Here is a 5,489-nt window from a genome sequence, read left to right as displayed (position 1 = left end):
CGCGTGGGGCGGGCCGTTGGGGACTTTGGCAACCAGGAGGCCCAGCCGCCCGCCCCGCGACTCCGGCAGCGCCGCGAACAGGTCACCGCCCACCACGGTGCCGTGGCCGGCGAGATTGGCGCGCGCGCACCGCACCGCGGTCTCGTCCACATCGGCCGCCACCAGTTCCACCTCGCGGCCCAGCGCGCGCATCCGCACCGCGAACGCCAGCCCCAGCGCCCCGCACCCGCAGCACAGGTCGACCGCCCGCACCGGGTCCGCTCGGTCCGCGGCGAGCGCCACCGCCGTCTCCACCAGCAACACGGTGCGCTGACGCGGCACGAACACGCCCGGCTCCACCCCGATCCGCAATCCGTCGAACTCCACCCAGCCGAGCACGTGCTCGAGCGGGGCTCCGGCGATCCGGCGCTCGGCCAACTCGTCCACCGACACGCCGGAGGCCGCCGCTGCCCGGGTGAGCAGGGCGGCCTCCTCCTCGGCGAAGACACAGCCCGCGGCGCGCAGCCGCGCCGTCAGGTCGGCGAGAACACGATGCATGGGTCCATCATCGATCCGCTGCCGTCGCCGGGGCCAGTGGATTCCGCGACTCCGGGACCGATCGCCGCGGCGGCGGTCAGCGCGCGGTGCTCAACTGGAAGGTACGGGTGGCATCGAGGTAGATGCCGCGCTGGGCCGGGCGTGCGGGCGGCGGCAGCTGCGAGACGAGCTGTTCGAGCGAGGTCATCGCCCCGACCACGTGGGTGCCCGCGACGATGAAATCGGCCACCGCGCGGCGGATGTGGTTCGGTGAGGTCACCACGACCGCGCTGTCGGCCCCCACGTTCCGCAGTAGCCGGGTGCTGAACAGCGCGTTCTGCACCGTCGAGCCCGCGCGGTTCTCCACGTGGATGCGCGAGGCCGGGATGCCGCGGCCGACCAGCCAGTCGCGCATGGCCTCGGCCTCGGTGATGCCGTTCTGCGGATTGCCTCCGGTGACCACGATGGGGGAGAAGGGGGCGGCGACAGCCTGAATCCACGCCGCGGTCAGCCGGTTGACCAACTCCGGGCGCAGCGCGCCGTCGGGCAGCAGGCCGTAGCCGAGCACCACGATGCCGGTCTGCGGCCCGATCAGCGCGGGCAGCGGATTCGGCAGCGTGCCGACCGCGGCGCCGATGGCGCGGAAGACGTTGTCGGTGCCCGCGGCCATCGCCGGATTCACCGCCCGCAGCCGGTTCATCGCGTCGTGCATGGCGATCAGGTCGTTGTCGTAGTGCGACCAGATGGCCTGCAGCGCGAGCGCTTCGGCATCGGCGGGATCCATGTCGATCAGCCTGCGCAGCTCCGCGCGACCGGCCCCTGGATCGCCTGCGGTGAAGTGGCGCTGCGCGGAGTTGTAGAGCTGATCGGTCTCGGGGGACGCCTGAGCGGGAGCTCCCGCCAGACCGGACAACGCGACGGCGACACAACCTGCCGCCAGGAAGGTCTTGCCTTGCCGGGAAAATCTCACTTCGGTCGACACCTTTCCACGAAAGTGAACGGGTCTACGGATGGAGCTTTCGGCCTCGGAGAGCGCGGAATCAGGCCAGATCACCATACGGCCGGTCACGGTCGATCCCGGGTAATTCACGCCCGGACCTGTCGGGCATGCCGGATGCGCCGCGCCCCGACGCGGGGCCGGACCGGGCCGAGGCGAGGATTAGGCTGTCAAGCCGTGGATACCGTTTCGCTGACCGGCAAGGAACTCGCCGCCGCCATCAACGCCGACACCAAGCAGCGCGCCGAAGCGCTGACCGCCGCGGGCACCGCACCGCGGCTGGCCCTGATCGTGGCCAACGACGACCCGGCCAGCGCCTGGTACGTCAACTCGCTGCGCAAGGCCGCCGAGCGCCTCGGAATCGCCTGCGAGCGCATCGATCTCGGCGCCGACGCGAGCGCCGACCGCATCCGCGCCGAACTCGCCGAACGCAGCGCCGACCCGGCGTGGGACGCCATCATGTTGCAGACCCCGCTTCCTGCGGGTGTGAGCCTCGACGACGTCAGCCCGGCCATCGCCGCCGACAAGGATGTCGACGGCGTCAGCCCGCTCTCGCTCGGCCTGCTCGCCGCCGGCCTCGACGGCTTCGTGCCGGCCACCTCCCAGGCCGTGGTCGAGCTGTTGAAGCACCATCGGGTGGAGCTGACGGGACGGCACGTCGCGGTCGTCGGCCGGTCCAATGTCGTCGGCAAGCCGCTGGCCCAGCTGCTGCTGGCCGAGAACGCCACCGTCACCGTCTGCCATTCGCGCACCACCGACCTGCCGTCGGTCACCTCGGCCGCCGACATCGTGGTCGCCGCGGTGGGCCGGGCCGGGCTGATCACCGCCGACCACGTGCGCGAGGGCGCGGTCGTGATCGACGTGGGCACCAACGAGTCACCGGACGGCGGGATCGTCGGAGACGTGGACGCGCAGTCCGTCCAGGGCAGGGCCGCGAGCCTGAGCCCGGTTCCCGGCGGGGTCGGGCCGGTCACGACCGCGCTGCTCATGCGGCACGTGGTGGAGGCCGCCGAGAAGCATCGCGGCTGAGAGCGACGGTCTCGGCACGCGCGATCAGCGGCCCGGCAGCGGAGCGTCGCCGGGCCGCGGTGTCGCCGGGAGCGCCGCTCAGGCCGCGGCGATGCTCGTGATGAGGGTGCGCCCGCCCGTCTCGGCGACGGTGACCAGCTGCGGGTTGTAGCTCACCGGTGACTGCCCCGGCCGGTGCTCGGTGACGACCACGCGGTACTGGCCCGCGAACGCGCCGGGGTTGATGGTCACGCAGTGGGTGGTGCCCACCGGCACCGAGTCGATGCCGCGCTGGATCTCCGCATCGGTGGGCACCGCCGCCTCGGGGGCGACCGCGGCGCGCGCGAGTTCGGCCGAACGCTGCACGTAGTAGGCGTACTGGAAGGCGAAGATCACCGCGGGCCCGGAGTCGGTGCCGCCCGAGCCGTTGCCCTGGATGCGGTTGCCCACCCGCTCGGCCGGACACTGGGCGGCAGCGCCCGCGCCGGTCGGCACGGTCTCGGTGGTAGAGGCCTGCTGGGGGGACTCGTCCTCGCCGAGGAACAGGGTGGCCGCGGCGACGAGCGCGATCGCGGCCAGGCAACCGAGCACGATCGGCGCCCAGCGCAACCACGGGCCGCGCTTGGGGGAGCGGTCGATCATCCGCGCGAAGACGTCCTCTTCGGGGAACAGATCGGTGGTCCGCGTCGCACCCTCGACGCCGCGGCCCCCCTGCGACGCCGTGTCCGGTGCCTGCGTGCCCGGCGAGACGGACTCCGGTGCCCGAGGATGCGCGCCCGGATCCCATCGATTCATGTCCCCGCCCTTCATCCGATGCGCCACACGGCACGCCTCGAAACAACTCCCCGGGCACGATACCGCCGGGTCGCGGGGATCAGCCAAATACCGGCACGGACGCGCGGAAAGGTGCGCGGGGCCACAATTGTCGCGCGGGGCTTCGGTGACCGGCCCCAGCGCCGGGCGCCGGGGCGGGGCTCACCAGTGGATGTACACCGGGTCGCCGATGCCGACGTTCTCGTAGTACCAGGCGGCGTCCTCGGTGGACAGGTTGATGCAGCCGTGGCTGACGTTGGCGTAGCCCTGCGAGTCGACCGACCACGGCGCGGCGTGCACGAACACCCCGCCCCAGGTGAGCCGGGCGGCGTACTCGCCGTCGATGAGGTAGCCCTCCGGCGAGTTCAGCGGAATGCCGATGGTGCGCGAATCGAACACGATGGAGCGGAACTTCTCCAGCACGGGGTAGGTGCCCGTCGGCGTCTCCCAGCCTGGCTTGCCCATCGAGGCGGGCATGGTGCGCACGACCTGGCCGCCGATGCTGACGGTGAAGGTGTGCGCGGACATGTCGGCCTCGGCGTAGACGCCCGCGTTGGTCGCGAATTGGGTGCGCATGTCACCGGCGCGGACGCTGATCAGCGAGTCGGCGGGCAGCATGCCCTCCGGCGTCCAGGTGAGCGTGCGGTCGTCCGTCCAGGTGAACGTGCCGGGCAACGGGCCCGTGGGGTCGGCGCTGATGTGGACGGATCGCTCCGCTCGTGTCCGGTCGGTGACCGCGTCGGCGAATTCGACGGTGACCGGGTGGGCGACGCCGACGGTGGCGCCGTCGGCGGGGGAGATCGTGGCGCGCACTCCGCTGGTCGTGGTGCCTGCCGACAGCGCGGACGCGCCGCCGGAACCGAGAACCATCGCCGCGATCATGGTGATCGCGAGCAGGACAGGCCGGATGCTCCGCATGGGCGGCCACCCCTTTCGAACCTGGTGGACCGGGGATAGACCAGTTTACGCCCGCATGATCATCAGATCCTGTCCTGTCCGAAACCCGCTGATCTTGACCTCTGTACGCAGGTCAGAATGGATTTCCGGGTTCTCGGGTGATCCGGCCGCCCACACGTTCCTGCACTTCGAAGCCGTGTCTGCGGCACCATCGCGCCAGCTTCGGCAGCGCCGAGTCGTCGTGGAAGATCGGCACCAGCCTGCCGACGATCCGCAGCCGGTGCTCGTCGGCCGTCCGGCACAGGTGCACCAGATTCGCCGTGCCGAGGCCCATGCCGCGCAGGCCGGGGGTGACCGTGATGGTCTCCAGATCGATCGTGCTCGTGCGCACCTCGAAGGCGACCGTGACCGGGCCGGTCCCGGCGCGCCGCAGCGTCGTCACATCGGCGGGCGCGGGACGCAGCTCGCCCGGCAGGAAGTTCGTCAGCTGGGCGGCGGCCGGCTCGTCGGGGGCCAACCGGACCGCGGCCAGCAGCCGTTCGGTCAGCGCCCTCACCTGAGTGCGGTCGCCGTCGGCGGCGGCCTCCCTGATCTGTGGTCCCGACCGCGCGATCGAGGCCAGCTCCGCCGCCCAGCCCGGCGCGACCGCGCGATAGCGGGCCAGCAGCCGGGCGATGGTCGCCTCCAGTGTCACCACGCCCAGCGTCCCCGGCAGCTCGCCGCCGGACAGCGGTCCCCAGGTCCGCTCCTCGGCGCCGACCCCGTGCCGGGACAGTTTCTCCCGCAACCGGACGAGCTTGCGATCGGCTCGTTCCAGCTTGCCGCCCGGCATCATGTGCACCCAGGTCGGCCAGCCGTCGAGGTTGGTGCGAATGCGCAACTCGCTCAGCTCGATTCGCGCGTCCCGGAAGTTGCTCCACGCTTGCTCACGGCCGCGTCTGACGAATAGCGCAGGATCTTTGTCGTCCCCCTGCGAGGCGCTGATCTCCTCACTCATGTCCGTCAACGGTAGCTCGCGCCCGCGCGGTTCGCCGCAAGTTGCTGTGACCGGCGGTGCGGATCACGCCCGCGAGCGGGCCGTAGAGGTCGTGTGCCGGGGGATAGCCGACCGTCGAACCGGGCGTGTCGGCGAGCGCGCTCAGCTGCGCCCGGGCCCCCCCCCCCCCGGGGGGGGGGGGGGGGGGGCGGGTAGCGCCCCGCGGGGGGCACCAAGGGGGGGGGGGGGGGGGGCGCCCCCCCGGGGGCGCAGCGCCGCCCC

General features: G+C 72.3%; 6 protein-coding genes. 1 reads left to right on the top strand and 5 read right to left on the bottom strand.

Going from position 1 to position 5,489, the window contains the following annotated elements:
• Positions 1 to 537 (bottom strand): methyltransferase (locus tag QH283_RS08755; protein ID WP_280502519.1); only part of this gene is annotated, 537 nt, incomplete at its 3' end.
• Between the two features lie 76 nt (positions 538 to 613).
• Positions 614 to 1,486, bottom strand: a complete 873-nt coding sequence (locus tag QH283_RS08750; RefSeq protein ID WP_280502518.1) for a YdcF family protein — start codon at positions 1,484 to 1,486, stop codon at positions 614 to 616.
• Between the two features lie 204 nt (positions 1,487 to 1,690).
• Here QH283_RS08750 and QH283_RS08745 point away from each other — a divergent pair, with 204 nt between their 5' ends.
• A complete protein-coding gene (locus QH283_RS08745) occupies positions 1,691 to 2,542 on the top strand; it encodes a bifunctional 5,10-methylenetetrahydrofolate dehydrogenase/5,10-methenyltetrahydrofolate cyclohydrolase (RefSeq protein WP_280502517.1) in 852 nt (283 codons plus the stop codon).
• 78 nt (positions 2,543 to 2,620) lie between these two features.
• Here the strand turns inward: QH283_RS08745 and QH283_RS08740 are convergent, their stop codons facing one another.
• From QH283_RS08740 to QH283_RS08730, 3 genes are all read right to left on the bottom strand, one after another.
• Positions 2,621 to 3,316, bottom strand: coding sequence for a hypothetical protein (locus tag QH283_RS08740; RefSeq protein ID WP_280502516.1), 696 nt, complete (start codon positions 3,314 to 3,316; stop codon positions 2,621 to 2,623).
• Positions 3,317 to 3,496: 180 nt separating this feature from the next.
• Positions 3,497 to 4,252 (bottom strand): L,D-transpeptidase, encoded by a 756-nt coding sequence (locus QH283_RS08735; protein ID WP_280502515.1) that lies wholly within the window; start codon positions 4,250 to 4,252, stop codon positions 3,497 to 3,499.
• A 112-nt stretch (positions 4,253 to 4,364) separates the two neighbouring features.
• On the bottom strand, positions 4,365 to 5,228 hold the full coding sequence (locus QH283_RS08730; protein WP_280502514.1) for a hypothetical protein: 864 nt from the start codon (positions 5,226 to 5,228) through the stop codon (positions 4,365 to 4,367).
• Positions 5,229 to 5,489 lie beyond the last annotated feature (261 nt).

The sequence above is a fragment of the Nocardia farcinica genome (assembly GCF_029867845.1).
Taxonomy (GTDB): Bacteria; Actinomycetota; Actinomycetes; order Mycobacteriales; family Mycobacteriaceae; genus Nocardia; species Nocardia farcinica_A.
Note: the sequence above shows the minus strand (reverse complement) of the source record. Positions and strands in the feature narration are given on the sequence as shown.